This window comes from Nocardia sp. NPDC004604, from assembly GCF_040609795.1.
Classification (GTDB): Bacteria; Actinomycetota; Actinomycetes; order Mycobacteriales; family Mycobacteriaceae; genus Nocardia.
This window is the reverse complement of sequence record NZ_JBEXLC010000136.1, coordinates 1-23,984: the sequence shown is the minus strand read 5'-3', so window position 1 is coordinate 23,984 and position 23,984 is coordinate 1. Positions and strand designations below refer to the sequence as shown.

24 protein-coding genes and 4 tRNA genes are annotated in these 23,984 nt (G+C 65.9%); 16 read left to right on the top strand and 12 right to left on the bottom strand.

The genetic code is table 11. The annotated features are described in order from the left end of the window. Positions 1-316 precede the first annotated feature (316 nt). On the top strand, positions 317-1,954 hold the full coding sequence (gene menD / locus ABZW16_RS34435) for a 2-succinyl-5-enolpyruvyl-6-hydroxy-3-cyclohexene-1-carboxylic-acid synthase (protein ID WP_354960289.1): 1,638 nt from the start codon (positions 317-319) through the stop codon (positions 1,952-1,954). A 111-nt stretch (positions 1,955-2,065) separates the two neighbouring features. Here menD and ABZW16_RS34430 read toward each other — a convergent pair whose 3' ends face one another. Together ABZW16_RS34430 and ABZW16_RS34425 are read right to left on the bottom strand one after the other, a co-directional pair. Beyond that, positions 2,066-2,299, bottom strand: coding sequence for a hypothetical protein (locus tag ABZW16_RS34430; protein ID WP_354960288.1), 234 nt, complete (start codon positions 2,297-2,299; stop codon positions 2,066-2,068). 162 nt (positions 2,300-2,461) lie between these two features. Further along, entirely contained in the window at positions 2,462-2,698 is a 237-nt protein-coding gene (locus ABZW16_RS34425) for a hypothetical protein (protein ID WP_354960287.1), read from the bottom strand. A 138-nt stretch (positions 2,699-2,836) separates the two neighbouring features. Between ABZW16_RS34425 and ABZW16_RS34420 the strand changes: the two genes are divergently transcribed. After that, positions 2,837-3,466, top strand: a complete 630-nt coding sequence (locus tag ABZW16_RS34420; RefSeq protein WP_354960286.1) for a TIGR03086 family metal-binding protein — start codon at positions 2,837-2,839, stop codon at positions 3,464-3,466. 111 nt (positions 3,467-3,577) lie between these two features. On the opposite strand, the gene ABZW16_RS34415 is transcribed toward ABZW16_RS34420, so the two are convergent. Further along, the gene (locus ABZW16_RS34415) at positions 3,578-4,222 is read right to left on the bottom strand and encodes a TetR/AcrR family transcriptional regulator C-terminal ligand-binding domain-containing protein (RefSeq protein ID WP_354960285.1); all 645 of its coding nucleotides are present in this window, start codon (positions 4,220-4,222) and stop codon (positions 3,578-3,580) included. Between the two features lie 83 nt (positions 4,223-4,305). On the opposite strand from ABZW16_RS34415, the gene ABZW16_RS34410 reads away from it, so the two are divergent. Continuing rightward, complete coding sequence (locus ABZW16_RS34410) at positions 4,306-5,340, top strand: aldo/keto reductase (RefSeq protein ID WP_354960284.1); 1,035 nt, start codon at positions 4,306-4,308, stop codon at positions 5,338-5,340. A gap of 4 nt (positions 5,341-5,344) precedes the next feature. On the opposite strand, the gene ABZW16_RS34405 is transcribed toward ABZW16_RS34410, so the two are convergent. The 4 genes from ABZW16_RS34405 to ABZW16_RS34390 all read right to left on the bottom strand — a co-directional run bounded on the left by ABZW16_RS34405 (position 5,345) and on the right by ABZW16_RS34390 (position 12,337). Next, complete coding sequence (locus ABZW16_RS34405) at positions 5,345-9,607, bottom strand: bifunctional nitrate reductase/sulfite reductase flavoprotein subunit alpha (RefSeq protein ID WP_354960283.1); 4,263 nt, start codon at positions 9,605-9,607, stop codon at positions 5,345-5,347. Between the two features lie 133 nt (positions 9,608-9,740). Next, positions 9,741-10,454 (bottom strand): demethylmenaquinone methyltransferase, encoded by a 714-nt coding sequence (locus ABZW16_RS34400; RefSeq protein WP_354960282.1) that lies wholly within the window; start codon positions 10,452-10,454, stop codon positions 9,741-9,743. Positions 10,455-10,618: 164 nt separating this feature from the next. Beyond that, positions 10,619-11,761 (bottom strand): glycosyltransferase family 1 protein, encoded by a 1,143-nt coding sequence (locus tag ABZW16_RS34395; protein ID WP_354960281.1) that lies wholly within the window; start codon positions 11,759-11,761, stop codon positions 10,619-10,621. Positions 11,762-11,854: 93 nt separating this feature from the next. Next, positions 11,855-12,337: a DUF3592 domain-containing protein gene (locus ABZW16_RS34390; protein WP_354960280.1), complete on the bottom strand. Its 483-nt coding sequence runs from the start codon at positions 12,335-12,337 to the stop codon at positions 11,855-11,857. Positions 12,338-12,376: 39 nt separating this feature from the next. On the opposite strand from ABZW16_RS34390, the gene ABZW16_RS34385 reads away from it, so the two are divergent. After that, positions 12,377-12,883, top strand: coding sequence for a DUF2505 domain-containing protein (locus ABZW16_RS34385; RefSeq protein WP_354960279.1), 507 nt, complete (start codon positions 12,377-12,379; stop codon positions 12,881-12,883). Between the two features lie 51 nt (positions 12,884-12,934). Here ABZW16_RS34385 and ABZW16_RS34380 read toward each other — a convergent pair whose 3' ends face one another. From ABZW16_RS34380 to ABZW16_RS34370, 3 genes are all read right to left on the bottom strand, one after another. Continuing rightward, positions 12,935-13,369: a VOC family protein gene (locus tag ABZW16_RS34380; RefSeq protein WP_354960277.1), complete on the bottom strand. Its 435-nt coding sequence runs from the start codon at positions 13,367-13,369 to the stop codon at positions 12,935-12,937. Between the two features lie 72 nt (positions 13,370-13,441). Beyond that, positions 13,442-13,855, bottom strand: coding sequence for an AraC family transcriptional regulator (locus ABZW16_RS34375; protein ID WP_354960276.1), 414 nt, complete (start codon positions 13,853-13,855; stop codon positions 13,442-13,444). A 1-nt stretch (position 13,856) separates the two neighbouring features. Beyond that, complete coding sequence (locus ABZW16_RS34370) at positions 13,857-15,137, bottom strand: geranylgeranyl reductase family protein (protein WP_354960275.1); 1,281 nt, start codon at positions 15,135-15,137, stop codon at positions 13,857-13,859. 194 nt (positions 15,138-15,331) lie between these two features. Between ABZW16_RS34370 and ABZW16_RS34365 the strand changes: the two genes are divergently transcribed. Together ABZW16_RS34365 and htpX are read left to right on the top strand one after the other, a co-directional pair. After that, the gene (locus tag ABZW16_RS34365) at positions 15,332-16,354 is read left to right on the top strand and encodes a polyprenyl synthetase family protein (protein WP_354960274.1); all 1,023 of its coding nucleotides are present in this window, start codon (positions 15,332-15,334) and stop codon (positions 16,352-16,354) included. Between the two features lie 110 nt (positions 16,355-16,464). Beyond that, complete coding sequence (gene htpX, locus ABZW16_RS34360) at positions 16,465-17,346, top strand: zinc metalloprotease HtpX (RefSeq protein WP_354960273.1); 882 nt, start codon at positions 16,465-16,467, stop codon at positions 17,344-17,346. A gap of 45 nt (positions 17,347-17,391) precedes the next feature. On the opposite strand, the gene ABZW16_RS34355 is transcribed toward htpX, so the two are convergent. Both ABZW16_RS34355 and ABZW16_RS34350 read right to left on the bottom strand, forming a co-directional pair. After that, on the bottom strand, positions 17,392-17,856 hold the full coding sequence (locus ABZW16_RS34355) for a MarR family winged helix-turn-helix transcriptional regulator (protein ID WP_354960272.1): 465 nt from the start codon (positions 17,854-17,856) through the stop codon (positions 17,392-17,394). A 304-nt stretch (positions 17,857-18,160) separates the two neighbouring features. Beyond that, positions 18,161-18,243: transfer RNA gene (locus tag ABZW16_RS34350), tRNA-Tyr, on the bottom strand. A 204-nt stretch (positions 18,244-18,447) separates the two neighbouring features. On the opposite strand from ABZW16_RS34350, the gene ABZW16_RS34345 reads away from it, so the two are divergent. The 10 genes from ABZW16_RS34345 to rplA all read left to right on the top strand — a co-directional run bounded on the left by ABZW16_RS34345 (position 18,448) and on the right by rplA (position 23,861). After that, positions 18,448-18,939, top strand: a complete 492-nt coding sequence (locus tag ABZW16_RS34345; RefSeq protein WP_354960271.1) for a YajQ family cyclic di-GMP-binding protein — start codon at positions 18,448-18,450, stop codon at positions 18,937-18,939. A gap of 177 nt (positions 18,940-19,116) precedes the next feature. Further along, a tRNA-Thr gene (locus ABZW16_RS34340) sits at positions 19,117-19,189 on the top strand. Between the two features lie 91 nt (positions 19,190-19,280). Beyond that, a tRNA-Met gene (locus ABZW16_RS34335) sits at positions 19,281-19,356 on the top strand. A gap of 42 nt (positions 19,357-19,398) precedes the next feature. Further along, positions 19,399-19,569 carry a 50S ribosomal protein L33 gene (gene rpmG, locus ABZW16_RS34330; RefSeq protein WP_011211653.1) on the top strand — a complete coding sequence of 57 codons (171 nt, stop codon included), beginning with the start codon at positions 19,399-19,401 and terminating at the stop codon, positions 19,567-19,569. Between the two features lie 262 nt (positions 19,570-19,831). Continuing rightward, positions 19,832-20,890 carry a fused (3R)-hydroxyacyl-ACP dehydratase subunits HadA/HadB gene (locus ABZW16_RS34325; RefSeq protein ID WP_354960291.1) on the top strand — a complete coding sequence of 353 codons (1,059 nt, stop codon included), beginning with the start codon at positions 19,832-19,834 and terminating at the stop codon, positions 20,888-20,890. Positions 20,891-21,121: 231 nt separating this feature from the next. Then, positions 21,122-21,194 (top strand) — tRNA-Trp (locus tag ABZW16_RS34320). Positions 21,195-21,223: 29 nt separating this feature from the next. Then, positions 21,224-21,622, top strand: a complete 399-nt coding sequence (gene secE, locus ABZW16_RS34315) for a preprotein translocase subunit SecE (protein WP_354960270.1) — start codon at positions 21,224-21,226, stop codon at positions 21,620-21,622. A 105-nt stretch (positions 21,623-21,727) separates the two neighbouring features. Continuing rightward, positions 21,728-22,507, top strand: coding sequence for a transcription termination/antitermination protein NusG (gene nusG, locus ABZW16_RS34310; protein WP_354960290.1), 780 nt, complete (start codon positions 21,728-21,730; stop codon positions 22,505-22,507). A 111-nt stretch (positions 22,508-22,618) separates the two neighbouring features. Then, positions 22,619-23,053, top strand: a complete 435-nt coding sequence (gene rplK, locus ABZW16_RS34305; protein WP_354960269.1) for a 50S ribosomal protein L11 — start codon at positions 22,619-22,621, stop codon at positions 23,051-23,053. A 94-nt stretch (positions 23,054-23,147) separates the two neighbouring features. Beyond that, positions 23,148-23,861 carry a 50S ribosomal protein L1 gene (gene rplA / locus ABZW16_RS34300; protein ID WP_354960268.1) on the top strand — a complete coding sequence of 238 codons (714 nt, stop codon included), beginning with the start codon at positions 23,148-23,150 and terminating at the stop codon, positions 23,859-23,861. Positions 23,862-23,984: the final 123 nt, after the last annotated feature.

Sequence of the window (23,984 nt, the reverse complement as noted above, 5' to 3'; positions counted from 1 at the left end):
CAATTGAACCTGATAAAATGGAAACCGCAATAGTATCCGAGCAGTCGAGACTCGCGCCTTCGGCGCATGCGCTTCGACTACTCGGACGCGAGACGGGCCGCGAACGGTCGCTCGTAAGACTCGCTCCGTAGTGGTCGGTAGGGCGGTGATCCTTGCGCCGAATATCAATCCGCTTCGGCGAGGCGGGATTTCGATTGGCGGCGCATACCGGCCGCCCGCGTCCGGTGGTGGGCGCGGGCGGCAAATTCCCACTCGAACACCTGTTTGTGAGCAGGGTGACGAAGACGTCGGAGCAACTGTCTGAGAGGCTGGAGGCGTGAATCCGTCTACAGCACAGGCGCAGGTGGTCGTTGACGAACTCGCGCGCGGGGGCGTGCGAGACGTCGTTCTGTGTCCTGGGTCCAGGAACGCGCCGCTGGCATTCGCCCTCCAGGCGGCCGATGCGGCGGGCAAGCTGCGGCTGCACATGCGCATCGACGAGCGGACCGCTGGCTTTCTGGCCATCGGGCTCGCGATCGCCAGCCGACTGCCGGTGCCGGTCGTCATGACATCGGGAACCGCTGTCGCCAATCTCGGTCCCGCGGTGCTGGAGGCGAACTACGCCCGGGTTCCGCTGGTGGTGCTCAGTGCCAACCGGCCCTACGAAATGCTCGGCTCCGGCGCCAATCAGACCGTGGAGCAGTTCGGTCTGTTCGGCAGCCAGGTGCGTGCCTCGATCAGCCTCGGACTCGCCGAGGAAGAGTGCGGGGACGGTGCGCCCTACGGCCAGCAGAACAGCCAGTGGCGTTCGGCCGTCTGCCGGGTGCTGGCCGCGGCCCGCGGCACCCGCTCCGGCAATGCCGGGCCGGTGCATTTCGATATTCCGCTGCGCGAGCCGCTGGTCCCGGATCATGCGCCGGGTGAATCGGCGCCGCAGGGGCGCGCCGGTGGTGCCGCGTGGACGTCGACCCAGTACGCGACGCTCGACGTCCCACTCGAACTCGATCTCACGCCCGATACGGTCGTCATCTCCGGCCACGGCGCCGGATTGCGTCCGGAACTGGCCGAGCTGCCGACGGTCGCCGAACCCACCGCCCCGATGCACGGCCCGGCCCTGCATCCGCTGGCGTTGCCGCTGCTGAAGCCGCGCCAGGCGATCATCACCGGCCGTCCGACACTGCATCGTCAGGTCGCGAAGGTGCTCGCCGATCCGTCCGTCACCGTCTACGCGCTCACCACCGGTCCGCGCTGGCCCGATGTCTCCGGCAATGTGGTCGGCACCGGAACCAGGGCGATCATCTCGGGTGCGCCGCGCGCCGAATGGCTGGCGTACTGCCGGGAATTGAACGCGAAGGCCGATCAGGTGGTCCGCGCGGAACTCGCCAAGCATCCGAAGCCGACCGGCCTACATGTCGCCGGTGTGGTGATGGACGCACTACGCGAGGGTGACCAGCTGCTGCTCGGCGCATCCAATCCGGTGCGTGACGCGGCCCTGGTCTCGCATCCGCACCCCGGTGTCCGGGTGCTGTCCAATCGCGGCGTCGCGGGTATCGACGGCACCGTCTCCACGGCAGTCGGTGCGGCACTGCACCACACCGGTCGCACCATCGCGCTGATCGGTGACCTCACCTTCCTGCACGACGCCTCCGGCCTGCTCATCGGCCGCGGCGAACCTCGGCCCGCCGATCTGACCATCGTGGTCGCCAATGACGACGGCGGCGGCATCTTCGAACTCCTCGAACAGGGCGACCCGCAGTACGCCGGTGTCTTCGAGCGCGTCTTCGGCACCCCACACGGGATGGATCTGGCCGCGTTGTGCGCTGCCTATCGGATCCCACACAAGCAGGTCGATCCGGAGCACTTGGCGGCCGAATTGGCGGGCCATGCGCACGGTCTGCGCGTGCTCGAAGTGGCGACCGAGCGCTCCAGCCTGCGCGAGTTGCACGCGACGGTCCGGGCCAAGATCGCGCCGTGAGCCGAGATCGGCTCTGAGCGTCGACTTTTCGGTCTGATACGGCAGAAATCGCCACCGTCCGGCAGCGGCTGAGAATCAACACCACGGGCTCTGGGCGAGCGAGAGCACAGATCAGTACGCCGGACCCGGTTCGTGATCGTCATCGATCGGCACCGAGATCGACTGCTCCACCACATCGGCCGGGTTGGCGCTGAAGGCGTCCCGGTCGACCGCGGCCGCGAGATCTCTTTCGGACCTGGTGTCCGCCGCCTCGTCCGCGTCCTCCGGATAGGCGGGGAGGGCCTGCTCGACGTAGTCGGCTTCTGGAACCTCGTTCAACGTGCGGGACTTGCTGGGATCGGTCATCGTTCACTCCTCTCCGCGCGTGCTTTTCGGCGGGGTACCCGATGCTCTGCCGAGCGAATACCAGGTGCTGCGGGAATCACAGCGCAGGCGGACAACAGTCCAACACTGTTGAGAATGCTCCTAGTCCGGCCGCACGGCAACCCATCCGCTACACGGGTCGTCTCACTCGCCCTCGACCGGACCCGACCCGTTCGCGGGATGTTCGACCAGCGCCAGTGTGCGCCCGGCCAGGAACCGCGCGGTACGCACCGGGACCCCGGTGCGCGTCACCTCGCTGACTTCCACCACGCCCCGCGCGATGCGGACCTCGACCTTTCGCCCCGCGCGCGTTGCGGCCACTTCATAACTGCGAGACTCGTCGCCGAAGTCGACGACGATCTCCACCCGATCGCCCTTCATCTACCAATTCTCCTCTTTTCCAGCACTTTTCGCCGCTACGACTTGGTTGCGACGGGAGCCGCGCGGAGGCTCGAGCGCCGCGCGGGATCGGCCCGGCCGCCCTCCGGCGCGAGGAACGCGGCGAACCGATGAATTCCCTTGGCTCGCCCCGTCTCGACCAGTGCACCATGTCCGCTACCAGGAGGCCCGACGCACCCGAATTTCGATCTCGAACCGGCCGCGACTGCCATGTCGGCGGTGGTCGGCGCAATCGCCGATGAACAGCTCACGGCGCCGACACCCTGCGCCGATACCACCGTGCGCGATCTGCTCGCCCACGTCAGCATGCTCACCGAGGCCTTCCGGCAGGCCGCGACCAAGGAGGCGGTCGGCCGTTCGGTCCCGCCTGCCGTCGGCCCGGAGACCGCGCTGCCCGACGACTGGCGTGCGCGCATCCCGGCCCAGTCGAAGGCCCTGGTCGAGGCCTGGCGGGATCCGGCGGCCTGGGATGGGGAGACCGAGGCGGGCGGCGTATCCGCTCCCGCGGTGGTGATGGCGATGATCGCGCTCAACGAAACCGTCGTGCACAGTTGGGATCTCGCCCTGGCAACCGGTCAGCGACCGGCCGCCGATCCATCCCATCTGGCGGTACTGCTCGAATTCCTCAGCAACACACCGGCCGAAGGCACACCGGGTATGTTCGACCCGGTCGTGCCGGTGCCCGTCACCGCGCCGGAGCTGGATCGAGTAGTCGGACTCACCGGTCGCGATCCGGCCTGGACTCGCTGATCACCTGCGGCATCGCTCGAGCCGCAGTGCGAGCCGATCCTGTCGGCGAGGGGGCAGTGCTGGTCCCCGTCGTGGTGCGCCGGGATGGTCGTCATGCCCACCGCGCTGGCTTCATGAGTCCTTCTGTGTAGTTGGCGTTTTCGCGCCCCCCGCAAAGATGCCCGCGGCGGCCGCCTGGGCGGCTGCCGCGGCGGCGGTGCTGGCCGCTTCGTCATCGATCGGGTCGCCGCTGGCGAGGAGGCGGTAGTAGAGCGGGGCCGAGACGGCGGTGAGCACGGCGCGGGCGTCGGTGTCTTCCGGGATTTCGCCTCGCGCAATGGCGGCATCGATGCAGGGCGACCATTCGGTGAGGCGGATGTCGTAGAAGCGGCGCAGTGCGGCGGCGGCCGTCTCGTCACAGGTGGCGGCGGCGATGACGGCTTGGAAGAGCTTGCTCTGGCGTGGGTCGGTGAGGGTTTTGGCGACCAGCCGGGCATTGGCGGTGAGATCGCCGAGTAACGAGCCGGTGTCGGCGTGTGGCAGCGACTGTTCGGCCATATCGACGAGTAGATCGGCGACGAGTCCGGTGGAGTTGCGCCAGCGTCGGTATGCCGTGGTCTTGCCGACCTCCGCGCGCGCCGCGACCTCGATCAGATCCAAGTGCGCGAAACCGCGTTCGGCGAGCAGATCGCCCGCGGCCTGCAAGACCGCCTCGCGAACGCGGGCCGTGCGCCCACCTGGGCGGACCGAGCCGGGGGTGGCATTGTCGGACTGCATAACGGAACTCCAGTTTCATTTATGGCGCGACGGGTGTATGGTTCGAATTCGTTAACGGAACTATAGACCCTTTAGGAGTCATTATGGAGTACCGGCGGCTCGGCGCATCAGGTCTGCACGTCCCGGCCCTGAGCTTTGGCGCGGGCACCTTCGGCGGGCGGGGTGAACTGTTCAGCGCATGGGGCGATACCGATGCGGAGCAGGCTCGGCGCCTGGTCGATATCAGCCTGGATGCGGGCCTCACCATGTTCGATACGGCGGACGTCTATTCCGACGGCGCCTCCGAGGAAGTGCTCGGCGCGGCCATCAAAGGCCGGCGCGATCAGCTGCTGCTGTCCACCAAGGCGAGCCTACCGACCGGTCCGGGGCCATTCGAGGCAGGCTCCGGGCGGGCTCGGCTCATCAAGGCCGTCGAAGGTTCGCTGCACCGGCTCGGCACCGACTACATCGACCTGTTCCAGCTGCACGCATTCGATGCGCATACCCCGGTCGAAGAGGTCCTCGCGGCGCTGGACGATCTGGTGCGCGCGGGCAAGATCCGCTATCTGGGCGCCTCGAACTTCGCGGGCTGGCAGCTGATGAAATCCCTTGCCGCGGCGGACCGGCACGGCCTGACCCGCTATGTGGCCCATCAGGTCTACTACTCGCTCGTCGGCCGCGACTACGAGTGGGAGCTGATGCCGCTCGGCCGGGATCAGGGTGTCGGCGCGGTGGTGTGGAGCCCGCTCGGCTGGGGCCGTCTGACCGGGAAAATCCGTCGCGGCCAGCCACTTCCAGCGGGCAGCCGCCTGCATCGGACCGCCGCGGCGGGCCCGCCGGTCGACGACGAGCAGCTCTACAGCGTGGTCGACATCCTCGACGAACTCGCCGCCGAGACCGGAAAGACCGTCCCGCAGATCGCCCTCAACTGGCTACTGCGCCGCCCCACGGTCTCGACGGTCATCGTCGGTGCGCGCAACGAGGAGCAACTGCGCCAGAACCTCGGTGCGATCGGCTGGGAACTCGACGCCGACCAGCTGGCCCGCCTCGACAAGGCCAGCGCGGTCACGCCGCCGTACCCGTACTACCCCTACTACCGGCTGCCCGATTTCGCCCGCCTGAATCCGCCTGCGGCGTAAGGGATCAGTAGACGTCGCGGACGTAGCGCTTCTCGGCGACCAACTGCTTCTTGAACGCCAGCGCACCGTCCTCGTCGAGCTTGCCGTGGATCCTGGCAATGGTGAGCAGGGTGTCGTCCACATCCTTGGCCATCCGCGCAGCGTCGCCGCACACATAGAAGTTCGCGCCGTCGCGCAGCCAGGACCACAGCTCCGCACCGTGTTCGATCATTCGGTGCTGTACGTAGATTCGCTCGCGCTGGTCGCGGGAGAAGGCCAGATCGAGGCGGGTGAGGAAGCCGGAGCGGAACATATCTTCCAATTCGGCGCGGTAGTAGAAGTTCTGGGCGGCATGCTGGTCGCCGAAGAACAGCCAGTTGCGCCCGGTGCACCCGAGGGCGCGGCGTTCCTGGAGGAAGCCGCGGAACGGTGCGATGCCGGTGCCGGGACCGACCATGATCATCGGTGCCGTCGGGTCCAGCGGCGGCCGGAAATGCGGTGCGCGCTGCAGGAAGATCGGCACTGCCGCCGCATCGGCGTCGGCGCGGTCGGCGAGAAAGGTCGAGCACACCCCACCGCGGCGCGCCGCCGACCCGATCGCCGCCGGATCGCCATAGCGCACGATACCGACGGTGAGCTGCACCTCATCGGGACTGATCAGCGGGCTGGACGAAATCGAATACTGGCGCGGCTGCAGCTTTTTCAGCGTGCCGAGCCATTCGATGAGATCGGCCCGCACCGGGAAGTCGCGCAGCACATCGACGGCCTGACGGTCCCACAGGTAGTTGTCGAGTTCATTGCGATTATCGCGGCGCAGCAGTTTCGCCAGCCGGTTGTTCGGGTTGCGTTCGGCGATGAAGGTGAGCAGATCGTGGCTGACCTTCGTAATGTCGTAGCGGGTCCGCAGCGCCTGGGCCAGTAGCAGTTCCTGGTCGTCGACCTCGATGACCCGGCGGCCGTCCAATCCGGTGGCTCCGAGCCATTCGGTCACCAGCGACTCGCAATTCGCGGGCCATACCCCGAGCGAATCGCCGACCTCATAGGACGCTTCCAGCCCGTGCAGGTCGAATCCGAACTGACGCACTTCCTTCGGCGATCCGGTATGCGACAGCGGTTCATTGCGCACCAGCGGTGCGGTCACCGGCGCGTTGCGGGTGAACAGCGCGGGGCCGGAGCTCTGGGTCCGGCCCAGGGCCGGAGCGGCGCGGGGCAGGACCATCGTGGCGGTGCCACCGGTGGGCCGCACCGGCATCCCGGTTCCGCCGGGGCCGGAAGAACTCGCTTCGGACGTGCCGGTTTCCCGACCGCCGTCGAGTGCGGCGAGCACCTCGTCGAGCCAGCGGGCGGCCGATTCCTGGTAATCGGGCTCGCTGTCGACGCGCGCCAGCAGTCGGGTGGCCCCGCGTTCGGTCAGCTTCGTGTCCAGTTTGCGACCGTGGCCGCAGAAGTCGTCATAGGAGGAGTCGCCCAGTGCGAAGACCGCGTACCGCATGCCGGTCAACCGGATTACACCGTCGTTCAGGCGCTCCCAGAAGTCGGTGCCGTTATCCGGCGGACCGCCGTCGCCGAAGGTGCTGCTGATCACCAGCACATCGCCGGTGAGCTCGTCGAGTTCGCACGAGTCCATATCGAGCAGCCTTGGCGCGTAACCGTATTCGGCCAGGCGCGCGGCGGCCGTCGCGGCCAGTTCCTCGGCGGTGCCGGTTTGCGACGCCCACAGCACGGTGATGGGGCGGGCCGGTAGCTCGTCCGGAATATCGTCGGCGGACGCGGACGCGGATGGGGTCGGTGGTGCGGCACTGCGCGAGTACATGCCCGCCAGCAGTCCATCGATCCACAACCGGCTCAGCTGGGTGAGCGGGGCGGACGCGGGCAGCACCGGCTGCCCGGTCACCGGAATGGACTGCAGCGCCGAGAGATATCCGGCGAGATAGATGCGCTCGGTCTCACTCAGTGTCGGAGCGATGCCCGCATCGAGTCCGAGCATGACCGCCAGCGGATGCGCGCCGGGCGAGCCATTGATCGCGGTCGCTCCAGGCGCGGCTGGTTCGCTGAACAGATGTGTCGAAGAGTCGGCTGCTCCGCCGGGTGTTCGCGGCCGCGGTACCGCCGCGACGCGCCGCAATGACACCGCGCACACCTTGTACTCGGGTTGCAACGAGGCCGAATCCACCGCGTCGTTGGTCACGGCATTGATCGTCAGATACTCGCCCTGCTCGTCATTCCAATGGAACGGTGCGAAGCAATCACCGGGCCGCACCCGCTCGCTGATCTGCACGGGCAGCACCGCTCGTCCACGCCGCGAAGCGATTTCGAGCTGATCGCCCGCCTGGACCCCGAGCCGCTGGGCGTCGGCGGGATGCACCTCGACAAATGGCTGCCCGGTCAACTTGGTCAGCTTGTCGATCTTGCCGGTCTTGGTCATGGTGTGCCACTGATGCTGCAGTCGACCGGTATTCAGCACTAACGGGTAATCGTCATCGGGCATCTCCGCCGGCGCCATATGCGGGCGCGGCCAGAACATCGCACGACGGCTCGGTGTCGCGAAGGCCAGCCGGGGCTGATGTCCGGTGTTATCGATGAAAAGTTCCTGGCTGACACCGTCATTGAGATACCGGATCGGATTGCGTGCGCGATCGGGCTCGGCACACGGCCACTGCATCGGCCCTTCGCGCAACCGGTCGTAGCTCATGCCGCGCAGGTCGTATCCGGTGGCCTGATTGGCGAATTGCTTGATCTCGTCGAAAACTTCCGCACTGGAGGCATATTCGAACCCCTCGAAGCCCATTGCCGCGGCGACCTGCGCGATCAGCTGCCAGTCCGGGCGGGCGGCACCGATCGGATCGACCGAGCGCTGCAATAGCGTGACATTGCGCTCCGAATTGACCATCACCGCATCGGCCTCGGCCCACAGCGTGGCGGGCAGCAGCAGGTCGGCATAGGCGTTGGTGGCGGTCTCGGCGTAGGCATCCTGCACGATCACCAGCTCGGCTGCATCGAGACCGCCGATGACCGTCTTCCGATTGGCCACGGTGGCAACGGGATTGGTGCAGATGATCCAGGCCGCCTTGATCTGCCCATCGGACAGCGCACGGAACATCTCGATGGTGCCGGGACCAGCCTCGTCGCGCAGCGTGCCGGGCTCGACACCCCACGCGGTCTCCACGAAGATGCGGTCGGGGGGGGAGAGCAGGCTGCGCTGGCCGGGTAGACCCGGACCCATATAACCCATTTCGCGTCCGCCCATGGCATTGGGCTGGCCGGTCAGCGAGAACGGCCCACTGCCGGGACGGCAGATGGCGCCGGTGGCCAGATGCAGATTGCAGATCGCGTTGGTGTTCCAGGTGCCGTGGGTGGACTGGTTGAGCCCCATGGTCCACAGGGACATCCATTCGCCCGCCGCGCCGATCCAGCGCGCGGCCGTGCGGATATCGTCCTCGGCGAGTCCAGTGATCTCGGCGACCTTGTCCGGCGGGTAGTCGGCGAGGAATTCGGGCATCGCCGCCCACCCCTCGGTGTGCTCGGCGATGAAATCCGCGTCTATATCGCCGTTTTCGACGAGCAGGTGCAGCAGCCCGTTCAACAGAGCGAGATCGGTGCCAGGTGCGATCTGCAGGAACAGATCCGCCCGCGCCGCCGTATCGGTGCGCCGCGGATCCACCACGATCAGCTTCGCGCCATCCTTGACCCGGTCGATCATGCGCAGATAGAGAATCGGATGGCAGTCGGCCATATTCGCGCCGATCACGAAGAACAGATCGGCGTGCTCGAAGTCGTCATAGGATCCCGGCGGCCCGTCCGCACCGAGTGACTGTTTGTATCCGGTCCCGGCGCTTGCCATACACAATCGGGAATTGGCCTCGATGTGCTTGGTCCGCAGATAACCCTTGGCCAGCTTGGTCGCCAGGTACTGTGCCTCCAGCGACATCTGTCCGGAGACGTACAGCGCGATCGCGTCCGGTCCGTGCTCGTCCAGAATCGCCCGCAGCCGGGTCGCCGCCTCGTGCACCGCCTCGTCGACGGGCAATGGCACCGGCACCTGGCCGCGCTGGGGCCGCCGGTACGCGGTCTCCATCCGCCCCGGTGCGCGCATCAACTCCAGATGGGTGGCGCCCTTGGTACACAGCCTGCCCACATTCGTCGGATGCAGCTTGTCGCCGCGCACCTTGGCGATGACCGGAGCACCATCGGCGCCGGCACGGGTTTCGACGGTGATACCGCAGCCGACGCCGCAGTACGAGCATGCTGTTCTGGCGGTGCTCGTGCCGTCGGAGACTGCATCGGTCATGCCACCGATCATGCTGATCGCCGATTGCGCCGGATTTACCCAACGTTATCGGGAGGTGACAAATAGCCTCACCGCTGCGAAGTCCGCCAGTGAGCTGTGGCGCGCACCACAAAAATGTGTCGTGACCAGGCCGTCAGCCCATTTTGTAGCCGCGATGCAGCGCGACGATGCCGCCCGTCAGATTCCGCCATTTCACCGATGACCAGCCCGCATCCGCGATCCGCCTCGCCAACTGCCGCTGATTCGGCCAGGCGCGTACGGATTCGGCGAGATAGACATAGGCATCCGGATTGCTGCTGACCGCCCGCGCCACCTTCGGCAGCGCCTTCATCAGGTACTCCATGTAGATGGTGCTGAAGACCGGCACGATCGGCGTGGAGAACTCGCAGACCACCAACCGCCCACCCGGCTTGGTGACTCGCAGCATCTCGCGCAGCGCCAGATCGGTCTCGGAGATATTGCGCAGGCCATAGGAGATGGTCACCGCATCGAACGAATCGTCGGCGAAGGGCAGCGCGGTCGCGTCGGCCGCCACCATCGGCACATTGCGGAACTTGCCCGCGGCGAGCATGCCGAGCGAGAAGTCGGCGGCCAGACACCATGCGCCGGACTTCGCCAGGTCGAGCGTGGAAATACCGGTGCCGGCGGCGAGATCGAGCACCCGCTCACCCGGTCGCGGTGCCAGCGCCTTGCGCACCGCCCAGCGCCAATATCGGTCCTGTCCCAATGAGATGACGGTATTGGTCAGGTCGTACCGCTTCGCGACCCCGTCGAACATCGACGCGACCTCGTGCGGCTGCTTCTCCAGCGAGGCTCGAACCGATTCCCGCTGCTCTGTTTTCGCCACACCCTGAACCTACCGCGCGTACCAGCCGACCTGTGATAACTCCCAGTCCCAACTGGCTCAGACAGTCGGAGTCGCCGGCCTTCGCGGTGGTCACGCGGGCCATCCGGCGGGAACGGGGGCCTGGACGTCGCGAAACTCACATGACGGAGCCGAGATTCGCACCGTCACGCGGTGTGCGGCAGTTGGATGCGAATGCCGGTGATATCGGCGTAGTGTCCCATCAACTCGGTGCAGATGGCGGGCCAGGTCCGGTGCAGCACCGATTTGCGCGCGGCACCGGCAAACCGCGCCCTGGTTACCGGATCGCGTAGCGCCGCAACCGCACTGGGCAGCAGTTCGGAGAAGCGGTCCACGGGTAGTAGGTAGCCGTTGCGGCAGTGCGCGATCAGGTCGCGCGGTCCGCCCGCATCGGGCCCGATCACCGGAACTCCGGCGGCCAGCGCCTCCTGCACACCCTGACAGAACGTCTCGTGCTCGCCCGCGTGCACCATCACATCCAGACTCGCGTAAGCCTGCGCCAGCTCGTCACCGCCGAGCTCACCGGTGAACACCGCCGTGGGCAGCATCCGCGCCAACCGGGCCCGTTCCGGCCCGTCTCCGACGATCACCAGCTGGATCTTCGGATCGCTCGCCAGCACCGCCAGACGCTCCACATGTTTCTCCGGAGCCAGCCGACCGACGAAACCGACGAGCAGCCTGTCCTGCCCACGCAACCAGGAGGCCCGCAGCTCCGGTCGCTTCGCCGATGGCGTGAACCGCGCGATATCGACTCCGCGCCCCCAGCGGTGCACACGCGGAACACCGTGCCGCGCCAGATCCTCGGCGGCCGCGCGCGATGGCGCCAATGTCCGCGTCGCGCCCTCGTGAATCCGCCGCGTCCATGCCCACGCGGCCCGACTGGCCAGCCCGAGCCCATAGCTCTTGGCGAATCCGGCGACATCGGTCTGATAGACGGCCACCGACGGCAGGTCCAACCGCATGGCGGCGCCGAGTCCACCGGCACCGAGCAGGAACGGCGAGGCCAGATGCACCACATCGGCATCGAAATCGTCGATCACGGCGGTGATTCCGGGTTGCGGCAGGCCGACCGGCAACGAACTGACCTTCGGCACCATCACCGCGGGCACCCGATACACCGGGAAGCGGCTGTGGAAGTCTGGGGCGGCGGGCAGCCCGCGCGGCGTATCCGGCGCGATCACCAATGCCTCGTGACCGTGCTGATCCAGGTGATCCAGCACCCGGAGCACGGAATTGACGACGCCGTTCATATTCGGCAGGAACGACTCCGAAACGATGGCTACTCGCACCCTGTCAGACTGACCCGCGCACCGCGCCGCGCCGTCACGTCAGCGTGACCGCTACGCAAAGATCCGGCGAACTATCGGGGTGCCAGGTCCGGCTCAGGTGGCGCTGGCGGCGGCGCGGGCGCCGTCGACGGGTCCTGGCGTGCGGCGCCGGGACCGGGCCAGAATCCACATCGTTGGCAGCGCGACACCCCACACCACCACGATCACCGACAGCGCGGGCTGAATCGCGACCCGCACATCCCGCCCGGCCACCCGCACCAGATCCGGATCACTGCGGCTGTACTCCACATTGATCCGCTCACCCGCGGTGAGATTGGTCGGATACAGCACGCCGACCTTCGGATTGTGCATCTTGCCGTCGGGCGTCACATAGGTGACCGCCGAGCGCAACCGCCCGGCCGAGAGCACCTCCGCGGAGGTCACTCCTTTGTCGGAGCTGATCAGATAGTCATTGCGCCAGGCGGCGAGCACCAAGAGCCCGACCAGCGTGCTGATCACTATCGCCGCTGTCAGGACACCGATCCTGGCCCGCCGCAGGCGGTTCGACCGCCTTGCAGACTGGCTGGTTTCCGACACCCCAACAGGCTACTTGCCGCCTCCGCTAGCGTGGCGCCCATGTCCCGAAAATTCAGCTTCACCGTGCCCTACGCCGTACCGGTCGAAGATCTCCACCGGGCACTCACCAACGACGAAATCTGGCGGTCCCGGTTCGCGGGTGCCAAAACCGCCACCCTCGACCTATCGCACCCCGACGGCGCGGACACCATCCGCATCCATATGACGGAAAAGGCAAGCGACGATAAGGTTCCCGGCATCGTGCGCAAGGTGCTCAAGAGCGATCTGGTGCTCTCGCGCACCGACAACTGGCAGGCGCTGCAGGGCGAGATCGCCAAGGGCACCTTCGAGGGCGCCACCGGCGGCATCACCAGCGAGATGTCGGGCACCTACGAACTCCGCCCGACCGCCGAGGGTTCGGAAATCGAGGTCGCCGGCACCGTGCAGGTGAAGGTCCCGCTGGTCGGCGGCGCCATCGAACCGCTCGCCGAACAACTGCACCACCGGGTGCTCGAGAGCGAACGCAAACATATCGAGGAGTGGTTCGCCACCCAGGCCAGCGCCTGAGCCTGCGCTCCGGCACACGCCCCGGCCGCAGCCGGGGCGTGTCGGGGCTGGTCAGGCAAACTCTTCGGGACTGAATTCCTTGGGCTCCACCAGTACCAACCAGTTGCCGGAGTTGTCGCGGATGATCGCCTCGGTGCCATAGGGGCGTTCGGCAGGCGGCTGAATGAATTCCACGCCCTTGGCGGTCAGTTCCTCGAAGGTCTTCTGACAGTTATCGGTCTTCAACCCGAGCGCACCGTGAGTGCCGTTGGCAAGTGCCCGGCGGATGGCGTCGGCCAGATTCTCATCCAGCGGCGGTCCCGGAATCATCAGGGTGATCTCGAGTTCGCGATGATCGGGATGTGCGACGGTGACCCAGCGGAAGCCGTTCTCGCCCATGGTCACATCGCTGGTCTCGACGAATCCGAGCTTATCGATGTACCACTGCTTAGACGCGTCCTGATCAGTGACGTACAGGGTGACCAGGGAAACGTTGGTAATAGTCATGCCCAAAGGTTAGAAAACGCGCAGACCTGGCCGCTTCTCCGAAATTGCTGAGCTGTGCGTAGCACCGGCGATTCAACTCGGCCGCTTGCGGTCGGAGAGCCCGTGCATGAACACGTAGCAGCCCGGAATCCGCGGCGCCCCATCGGCGAATTTGGCCTGGTACTCCGATGGCGTCACCCCGACCAGCTGGCGGAACTTACTGCTGAACGATCCGAGACTGCTGTACCCGACCAGCATGCAGACCTCGGTCACGGTGAGATTGGTGGCCCGCAGGTAGTCCTGCGCCCGCTCGATCCGCCGCTCCGCCAGATACGCCGCGGGCGTCACCCCGTAGACCGCCGCGAACGCGCGCAGGAAGTGATACTTCGAAACCCCTGCGGCGGCGGCCAATTCGTCCAGATTCAATGGCTCGGCATAGTCGCGATCGGCGAGGTCGCGCGCCCGCCGCAGGTGCGGCAGCAGGTAGAGCGCAGGTAATCCGGTCATCTCAGGTGAACGGGGCGAGTTGGTCGATTCGGTAGGACGCCCGGCCCGCCGCTCGCCAGGCCCGTGCGGTCAGATCCAGATCCTCATCGGTGACCAGATTGCCCATCACCCGAACCGCGGTGCGCTGCAAATACTTCGACCGCATGACCGGCGGCCCGCCCATCGGCACCATCCGTGGATGGGTCGCCAGTCCGGCGATCCGCCGCGCCACCGAGAAGGTCCGTCCGTAGCGGGCCCGCAACAGCTCCGGCCACACCGTCGTCAGATCCGGTTCGTCCAGCAGCCCGGCGAGCATATGACCGCCCTCCAGGCCGTAATCGATGCCCTCGCCATTGAGCGGATTCACACACCCCGCGGCGTCGCCGATCAGTACCCAGTTGCGCCCCGCGATATTCGACACCGCACCACCCATCGGCAACAGCGCCGATGCGACCGCGCGCAGCGAACCCTCGAACTGCCACTCGTCGCGACGCAGCGAGGTGTAATGCTCCAGCAGCGGTTTCAACGCAATATGCGAGGGCCGCTTCTCGGTGGCCAGCGATCCGACACCGATATTCACCTCGCCATTGCCGAGTGGGAACACCCAGCCGTAGCCGGGCACCAGTTCGCCGTCGGCATTGCGCAGCTCCAGATGTGAGGTGATCCACTGGTCGTCGCTGCGTGCGGATTTGATGTAGGCGCGGGCCGCGGTGCCATAGGCGTACTGCCGATGCCAGGTGCGCCCGAGCATTTTGCCGATCGGGGAGCGCACACCGTCGGCTACGACGAGCGTCTTGCAGCCGATCACCTGGGTGCCATCGGCCGTCTTCACGGTCACACCGGTGACGCGATCACCCTCGCGGATGACATCCATCACCTTTGTGCCGTCCAGCATCCTGGCCCCGGACTTCACGGCTGTCTCACGCAGTTTGTCGTCGAGTTCGGTTCGGGGAACAGCACTTCCATAGGTTGGGAATGATCCGCTCGGCCACGGCAGCAGGGCCTCACGGCCGAAGCCGGTCATCCGCAGCCCGTGGTTCACCGTGTGCGCGCGCAGCCAAGCGCCGAGTCCGAGCTTCTCCAATTCGGCGGTCGCGCGCGGGGTGAGTCCATCGCCGCAGGTCTTGTCCCGTGGGAAGACCGCGGAATCGGTGAGTACCACATCGCGGCCAGCCCGCGCGGCCCATGCGGCTGCGGCGGAACCGGCCGGTCCGGCGCCGACCACGAGCACTTCGGTATGCGTGGGAATCGCGCCCTGCGCCTCCCCGTCCGCGCCCGCGGGTGTGACATCCGGTGAACCCATGCGATCAATACTTGCAGGAGGGTTCGGTTCATGTCGACGGTGTCCGGCTGTGTCGCACACCATGCGATCGATGAGCTCGGAAAAGCATATGCGAAAGTGTCTGATACACCGCATAGTGACGGTGTTCATGGGCCGCGCGGCGGGGACACGCTAGGTTCTCTACCGTGGGGTCGGACGCAGCGCTGGGAGAAGAGATGAGCACATCGGCTGTGAGTGATGAGAGCACGGTGGTTGCCGGAGTCGATCTCGGTGACACCGAGCTCGCGGCGACCGTGCGCAACGGGCTCATCGACGTCGAGAAACTGCTGATCGATGAGCTGTCCGACGGCGAACTGTTCCTGCAGGAGGCGGCGCTGCATCTGGCCAAGGCCGGGGGGAAGCGATTCCGCCCGCTGTTCACCATTCTCACCGGGCAGCTCGGCCCGCGCCCGACCGATCCGGCCCTGGTCACCGCTGGCACCGTCGTCGAACTGGTGCACCTGGCGACCCTCTACCACGACGATGTGATGGACGAGGCCCCGATGCGCCGCGGCGCCCCGAGCGTGAATTCGCGCTGGGGCAATAGCATCGCCATCCTCGCGGGCGACTATCTGTTCGCGCATGCGTCCCGGCTCACCTCGACCCTGGGCCCGGACGCGGTGCGGATCATCGCCGAGACCTTCGCCGAACTGGTCACCGGCCAGATGCGGGAAACCATGGGGGCCCGCGATTCCCAGGATCCGGTGGAGCACTACCTGCGCGTGGTCTGGGAGAAGACCGGTTCGCTGATCGCCGCCGCCGGACGCTTCGGCGGCACCTTTTCCGGCGCCGACACCGAGCACGTCGAACGGCTGGCCCGCCTCGGCGATGCGGTCGGCACCGCCTTCCAGATCTCCGACGACATCATCGACATCTCCTCGGCAGCCGAACAGTCCGGTAAGACGCCGGGCACCGATCTGCGTGAGGGCGTGCACACCCTGCCGGTGCTGTACGCGCTGCGCGATGAGGGTGCCGAGGGCGACCGCCTGCGCAAACTGCTCGCCCACCCGCTGGAGACCGACGCCGAGGTCGAAGAGGCGCTCGGCCTGCTCGCCCACTCCCGCGGCATGGTGCTGGCCAAGGAGAAGCTGCAGGGGTACGCCGATCTCGCGCACGCCGAACTCTCCGCACTGCCCTCGGGGCCGGCCAATGACGCCCTGGAGCACCTGGTCCGCTACACCATCGAACGCGTCGGCTAGTCGTTGCGGCCCGGCACGCCGGACTCGATCACACCCGGAACTTTGCCCGTGATCTCTATCGTTGATCTGCCGTAAGACACTCAACGAACGGGGAGTGGGCAAGGAGACCTATGCACACGCACGGGTATGCGAATGGGCTGAAGACATTCGGGCTCATGGTCGGCCTCTCGGCCTTGATCGTGTTCGCCGGAGCGATGTTCCGTAGCCCGACCATTCTCTTCTTGGCGATCCTGCTCGCCGTGGGTATGAACGCCTACGCCTATTTCAACAGCGACAAGATCGCGCTCAAGGCCATGCACGCGCAGCCGGTCAGCGAGCTGGAGGCGCCGGTCATCTATCGCATCGTGCGTGAGCTGGCGACCACGGCACGCCAGCCGATGCCGCGGCTCTACATCAGCCCGACCAACGCGCCCAATGCCTTCGCGACTGGTCGCAGTCCGCGCCATGCCGCCGTCTGCTGTACCAGCGGCATCCTGCAGATTCTCGACGAGCGCGAGCTACGCGCGGTACTCGGCCATGAGCTATCGCACGTCTACAACCGCGACATTCTGATCTCCTCGATCGTGGGCGCATTGGCCGCGGTCATCTCCGGCCTGGCCAACCTGGCCTTCTTCGCATCGATGTTCGGCGGCAATCGTGAAGGCGAGGGCCCCAATATCCTCGGCGTCATCCTGGTGACGCTGCTCGGCCCGATTGCCGCGGCCCTGGTCAAATTGGCGGTCTCCCGCTCGCGCGAATATCAGGCCGACCAGTCGGGCGCCGAGCTGACCGGAGATCCGCTCGCCCTGGCCTCGGCCCTGCGCAAGCTGGAGCGCGGCGTACAGGCCGCCCCGCTGCCCCCGGAACCGCAGTTGACCGCCCAGTCACATCTGATGATCGCCAACCCCTTCCGCGCCGGTGAGCGTGCGGCCCGCTTGTTCTCCACCCACCCCCCGATGGCCGAGCGCATCGCCCGCCTCGAGGAAATGGCGGGCGGTCCCCGCCGCTACTGAGCCGCCCGCAACCACTGATCCACGAGCGCCGGGATACCAAGGCGCTCAATCGTGTTCGGCCGCCAACTCCTGTTCGTAGGCCCGCAGCGTCGCCACGAACAGCCGCCGCTGCTCCGCGTCCAATGGTTCTAGCACCTTGCGCCAGGCCCGCGCGCTGCCGCCGAGCCAGGCATTGACCGATTGCTCGTGCGCCGCCGCGATGGCAACGATGGTGCGGCGCCGGTCTTTCTCATCCGAGCGCCGCTCCAGCACCCCCTGACGACTCAGATCGCCCACCATCAGGCTGACCGTCGTCGGCGCCACCTCCAAGCGCGCCGCCAGATCGTTCACCGTCATCGGCCCCTCGAACACCAGATTCGCCAGCAATGACAGATGTCGCGGCGCGAGCGAGAACGATTGCAGCTCTTCGGGAACGCGCATCTTCTTGGCTCGTCCCACCACCCGGGGCATGAGTAGCAGCAGGCTCCGAACGCCCTCTTCCACCCCGATGCCAGGCACGTCCGTTGACATCTACCGCACCTCCCAATGGACGTTGCGAACAAAGTAGTTTTGCTTGTAAAGCAAAGTCTGCTTTCTCTGGCAAGGCTAGTACCAGCGCAGTGCCGACCCGGCCGTCTGCGCGCCGAATTCGATCGGCTCGCAGGTGGATTGGAAACCCATTTCCGCTACGAGGCGGACGAGTTCATCGCGACCCTGAATGCGACCGATCCGGCCACCCTTCGACAGCGATAGTTTGCGGCCGCTTGTGAATTGACCTCGTGCGGCGGAAAAGAGAAACCCCCGCCGATCATTTCTGATCGGCGGGGGTCTTCGGTGGCAGGTGTAGGATTCGAACCTACGTAGGCTTTCACCGACAGATTTACAGTCTGCTCCCATTGGCCGCTCGGGCAACCTGCCGTCGCGCTTCTCGGCGCGCAGTGCAGCTTACAACGAACCCGCACCCATAATGCAAACCGGCTGGCCATCGGCCATGCAACGGGACTACGGTCGCGCCGCGGGGTAGAACTGACCGTGACCGGAACAGCCGGTCCATAGCGACTGCGCGCAGATCGCTCGAAAGGGTCTGTCAAGACCGTTGGACCGCCAGGACAGGAGCGAAGTGTGGCCGATTCGTCTTTCGATGTTGTCAGCAAGGTCGACCGTCAGGAGGTCGACAACGCGCTGCATCAGGCGGAGAAGGAGCTGAACACCCGCTACGACTTCCGTGGCACCGGTGCGACCATCGAATGGTCCGGTGAGGACAAGATCGTGCTGACCGCCGAGGCCGAGGAGCGGGTCAAAGCGGCGCTGGATGTGTTCAAGGAAAAGCTGATCCGCCGCGATATTTCGCTCAAGGCATTCGATGCCGGTGACCCAGCGGCCTCCGGCAAGACCTACAAAATCACCGGCACCCTGGTGCAGGGCATCGACGCCGAACACGCGAAGAAGATTTCCAAGAAGATCCGCGACGAGGGCCCCAAGGGTGTCAAGGCGCAGATCCAGGGCGATGAACTGCGCGTATCCAGCAAGAAGCGCGATGATCTGCAGGCGGTGATCGCACTGCTGAAGGGTGAGGACTTCGGCATCGCACTGCAGTTCGTCAATTACCGGTAGATGCCGTGGCCGACCCTTCGAGCGACCTGCAAGCAGTCGCTGGCGGCCGCTCGACAGGTCGCCGCAAACCGGCTCTGACCACCCGGTTTGGAACTGTGACCGGTGAGTGTGTAACCTCGTTCAAGACTTCGCCGCGCCGGGGTCGTGATCAAAAGATCACGGTGCGGAGCTAGTCATGCCCCCTTAGCTCAGTCGGCAGAGCGTTTCCATGGTAAGGAAAAGGTCAACGGTTCGATTCCGTTAGGGGGCTCGCCGGATTGCCGGTGGTGACCGACTCGGCATCGCTATACCCTCCACTTTGTGGAGCCGGGCGCGGCATCACCAAGGCAATGCGACCCCGTGGCGGTGTAGCTCAGTCGGTAGAGCAAACGACTCATAATCGTTGTGTCGCCGGTTCAAGTCCGGCCATCGCTACCAAAGACCGATCAGACCATCTGGTTGACCGAAAGAAGGAATATCGTGGCCGCGAAGTCCACCGATGTCCGGCCAAAGATCACCTTGGCCTGCGAGCAGTGCAAGCACCGCAACTACATCACCAAGAAGAACCGGCGCAACGACCCGGATCGGCTGGAGCTGAAGAAGTTCTGCCCGAACTGTGGCACGCACCGGGCGCACCGCGAATCCCGCTAGTCCACCACGCGTGCCGCTGCCGCGTTGATTGGCTTCCGGGTTTCGTCCCGGATTCTCGGGTCGTGACACTTGCGAGGGCCGGACATCTTGTCCGGCCCTGACGCGTTTCACGCGCCGAGTGCGGTGCAGAGCGAGCGTAGCGAGTGAGTAACAGACACAGCCGCCAATGCGGGCACGATAGAGCCGAGCGTTAGCGAGGCGCCGTCGTGAACGCTCGTCGACTCCGGTTGCGGGGTCAGATAGGTACAGTCCTCCCGTGACAATCAACACCGGTACAGACGAAGCGGTCGCAATGGACGAAGAACTCGACCCTGCGGCGCACGCCGCGGCAATGGTTGGTCATCACTACCGCGTCGACGACTACTACGAGGTCGGCCGTGAGAAGGTGCGTGAATACGCCCGCGCCGTACAGGACTATCACCCGGTGCACTGGGATGAGGATGGCGCGCAGGAGTACGGCTACGACGGCCTGCTCGCCCCGCTGACCTTCATTTCCCTGGTCGGAATTCTGGCTCAGCGCAAACTCTTCGAACAGATCGTCACCGGTTACGACCTGAGCCAGATCATGCAGACCGATCAGATCCTGGAATTCCATCGGCCGATCAAGGTCGGCGACCAGCTGGTCTGCGATGTCTACCTGCACTCGTTCCGGCAGGCCTTCGGCGGCGACATCATCGTCACCAAGAACGTCGTCACCGCGCAGAACGATGAGCTAGTGCTCACTACCTACACCACGCTGATCGGACGCAGCGGCGGCGATATCGACCCGAACCTGCAGGGCGCGGTCCGCAATGTGCTCATGCACGGCATCGGCGAGGATGCCCCCACCCATCACCCGCGCACGCTGGCCGTTCCTGCCGTATCCGCGGCGCCGGTACCCGCGATCGCGCCGAGCAAGCATGCGCCCGAGTTCGAGGACATCTCCGTCGGCGACGAGTTGCCCCCGCGCACCGTCCGGTTGACGCGCGGCGATCTGGTCAACTATGCGGGTGTGTCCGGCGATGCGAATCCGATCCACTGGAGCGATGAGGTCGTCAAGCTCGTCGGCCTGGACAATGTGGTTGCGCACGGCATGCTCACCATGGGCCTCGGTGGCGGCTTCGTCACCTCCTGGCTCGGCGATCCCGGCGCGGTCAAGGAGTACAACGTCCGCTTCACCAGTCCGGTCTACGTCGGCTCCGAGGAGCCCGCAGAGGTCGAGTTCACGGGTAAGGTGAAGTCGGTGGATCCGGAGACCCGGACCGCGGTCGTCGCCATCGTGGCGAAGGCGGCGGGCAAGAAGATCTTCGGACGGGCTACGGCAACCGTGCAACTGGTCTGAGCTGGTCGGGTGACCCTGATTGGCAAATGCCGCGGGCGGTAACGTACACTCAGATTTCTGGGGTCACCAGCCGCTGCGCGCTGCTCTACAGGGCTGGCTCCAGGTGAGTCCACAAGGATTCACCACGGGGTCGGCAACTGCCGGAGTGGCGCGCGTGTTGTGTGACACCAGATAGTAAGAACGACAACTGAACACAGAACAGTGGTCGGACAGCTGTGATCGTCCGACCAAAGGGGCGTAGCTCAATTGGCAGAGCAGCGGTCTCCAAAACCGCAGGTTGCAGGTTCAAGTCCTGTCGCCCCTGCCCTGGATGCCAGCGACGAAAGGATCGACGTGGTCGACGAGCGGGATACTCGCCACGGCGCGCATGCTGCCGAGGATGGCGACGACACCGCCGCCATGGCTCGGCCGAGCGGCAAGCGGTCCGCCCGGCGGGGTCGCTCTGCGTCGCAGGCCGATACGGGTTCGGTCGCCACGATCGACCGGCCCACCCTGGCCAAGGCAGCCAAGAAGACCGATCGGGCCGAGCGCAAGAAGACGGGTAACCCGTTCAAGCGTTTGATCAAGTTCCTGCGTGAAGTTGTCGCGGAACTGCGCAAGGTGATCTGGCCCAACCGGAAGCAGATGGTCACCTATACGAGCGTTGTTCTGGTGTTCGTGATCTTCATGGTCGCGTTCATCAGCGGATTGGATCTGGCGTTCATCAAAGGTGTCAACTGGCTGTTCGGCTAGCTGATCGCCGCCGACGCCGGTAGCCGATCCCGGGTTGGCGCGTTATAGCGCGCCCGGCCCGGTACGCAAAGGATGTACGTGACGACACAGGAAGCGAGTGCCCCAGTGAGCACCCCGGAGAACGACACAACCGACGAGTTCCCGGTCGACGACGCGGTGGAGACCATCGAGGAGTCCGTGGCCGTCGAGGAAGCTGTGGTCGACGAATCCGACGCCGCTGACGCCGAAGCTGTCGAGGCTGCTCCTGTCGATGCCGAGCCCGCCGACCCCGTTGCCGAGATGAAGGCCGCGCTGCGGCGCGCCCCCGGCGACTGGTACGTGATCCACTCCTACGCCGGTTACGAGAACAAGGTGAAGGCCAACCTCGAGACCCGCGTGCAGAACCTGGACCTCGAGGACTACATCTTCCAGGTCGAGGTGCCGACCGAAGAGGTCACCGAGATCAAGAACGGCCAGCGCAAGCACGTCAACCGCAAGGTGCTGCCCGGCTACATCCTGGTCCGGATGGAGCTCAACGACGAGTCGTGGGGCGCGGTGCGCAACACCCCCGGTGTCACCGGCTTCGTCGGCGCCACCTCGCGCCCGTCGCCGCTTTCCATCGATGACGTGGTGAAGTTCCTGGTCCCGGCCGCGCAGCAGCAGAAGAAGCCCGCTGCCGAGGCCGCCGCGGCGACCGCGGCCGCCACCGATATCGCACCCAAGCCGGTCATCGAGGTCGACTTCGAGGTCGGCGAGTCGGTGACCGTGATGGACGGCCCGTTCGCGACGCTGCCCGCCAGCATTTCCGAGGTCAACGCCGAGCAGCAGAAGCTCAAGGTGCTCGTGTCGATCTTCGGTCGCGAGACCCCGGTCGAGCTGGCGTTCACCCAGGTCGCGAAGATCTAGACCAACTCTGCCGCCCCGGCGACGGGGCGACGGAATGGATCGGCCCGGACCACGGGTTGATTCACCTTGGACTTGCAAAGAGCAAGGAAAACAAACACCTAGGAAAGAAAGATGCCCCCCAAGAAGAAGAAGCTCGCCGGGATCATCAAGCTTCAGATCCAGGCCGGCGCGGCGAACCCGGCCCCTCCGGTGGGCCCTGCGCTGGGTCAGCACGGCGTCAACATCATGGAGTTCTGCAAGGCGTACAACGCCGCGACCGAATCGCAGCGCGGCAACGTCATTCCGGTCGAGATCTCGGTGTACGAGGACCGGACCTTCGACTTCAAGCTGAAGACCCCGCCCGCTGCTCGGCTGCTGCTCAAGGCCGCTGGTGTGCAGAAGGGTTCGGCCGAGCCGCACAAGACCAAGGTCGCGAAGGTCACCATGGACCAGGTCCGGGAGATCGCCAAGACCAAGCAGGAAGATCTGAACGCCAAGGACATCGACCAGGCGGCGAAGATCATCGCGGGTACCGCTCGCTCGATGGGTATCACCGTCGAGGGCTGAGTTCCCGTAATCCCGGACCAGCTGCCGGGATCCACGTGGGAGGGCCTGCCAGGCCCGGCAACCACATCTGAACACCGATAAGGACACAGACAAAATGGCAAAACGAAGCAAGGCGTATCTCGCCGCGGCCGAGAAGGTCGATCGCACTCAGCTCTACTCCCCGCTGGCCGCCGCGCGCCTGGCGAAGGAGACCGCAACCACCAAGACCGACGCGACCGTCGAGGTCGCCGTTCGTCTCGGTGTGGATCCCCGCAAGGCCGACCAGATGGTCCGCGGCACGGTCAACCTGCCGCACGGCACCGGCAAGACCGCCCGCGTCATCGTGTTCGCGGCCGGTGAGAAGGCCGCCGAGGCCGAGGCCGCCGGTGCGGACGCGGTCGGCGCCGAGGATCTGATCGAGCGGATCCAGGGCGGCTGGCTGGACTTCGACGCCGCGATCGCCACCCCGGACCAGATGGCCAAGGTCGGCCGGATCGCGCGTGTCCTCGGCCCGCGCGGCCTGATGCCGAACCCGAAGACGGGCACGGTCACCAACGATGTGACCAAGGCCGTCAACGACATCAAGGGCGGCAAGATCAACTTCCGTGTCGACAAGCAGGCCAACCTGCACTTCGTCATCGGCAAGGCGTCCTTCGACGATGCCAAGCTGGTGGAGAACTACGGCGCCGCACTGGATGAGATCCTGCGCGCCAAGCCGTCGACCGCCAAGGGCCGCTACGTCAAGAAGGTGACGGTCTCGACGAACACCGGACCGGGCATCCCGGTGGACCCGAACCGCACCCGCAACCTCCTCGACGAGGATGCGTAAGTAGCACCCGAGCTTCGGTAGTTCACCGCGAAGGCTGAATTGCCGTAGGATCGCCGCCTGGTCGCTGGTGCACGGCTTCGCGGCGCTCTGGCGCGAAGGGGCACTACAGGATTCGCCGCTGGC